General features: G+C 55.2%; 1 protein-coding gene. It reads left to right on the plus strand.

Going from position 1 to position 649, the window contains the following annotated elements:
- Nucleotides 1-388 (plus strand): hypothetical protein (locus tag NW820_RS13255; protein WP_414407757.1); only part of this gene is annotated, 388 nt, incomplete at its 5' end.
- Nucleotides 389-649: the final 261 nt, after the last annotated feature.

Raw genomic sequence — 649 nt, forward strand, 5'->3', positions numbered from 1 at the left:
TGCCGCTCAGCCTACCTTTCAGACAGTGCCGTTGCCGCGCTTACCGGTGGGTGTCGATCAATTGGTTTTTGATCGCCCAGTGGCCCGCTTCAACCCCGACCTGCCGGCAGAGCTGGTGATCCGCAATCGCACCGGTCTGCCTTTGGAATACGGCTTTACCGATCCCCGCCAGAAAGTCTCGGAACTGCCTGCAGGCGAAACGTTGCGCCTGAGCAACCTGTTGATCCCCAATTGCATGGCCATCAACACGCCGATGTTGGCTCCTGTGGGCTACCAGGTGAGCGTGGATCCCTTGAATGTGATCACCGTAGAGGTGCGGCTGGTCAACGATGTCTCCGGCGATCATTGCCTCGATCTGCAAGAGACAGGGGCTATTTTTGTGAATTGATATCAATAAACTGACATAAATCGATCGGCGATCGGCGGTCACGACACAAGTTAGTTGATCAAAGGGATCCCTTACATCCTCACCTACAGTCATCTTCTGGCCTTTGCCAGGATGGACGTGGGATCCGGCACGGCAGATGGCAGTTGACTTTGCCCGGTTTTGACGTTGGAATTGACTCTATTGGGGAGCCAATCAGAGGTTTAGGCGTATCGACAGGGGCCATCCCCTGTGACAGGATGCGAACAGGATATCGAGGCCGAT

The organism is Synechococcus sp. R55.7 (genome assembly GCF_047461955.1).
In the GTDB taxonomy this organism is placed as follows: Bacteria; Cyanobacteriota; Cyanobacteriia; order Thermostichales; family Thermostichaceae; genus Thermostichus.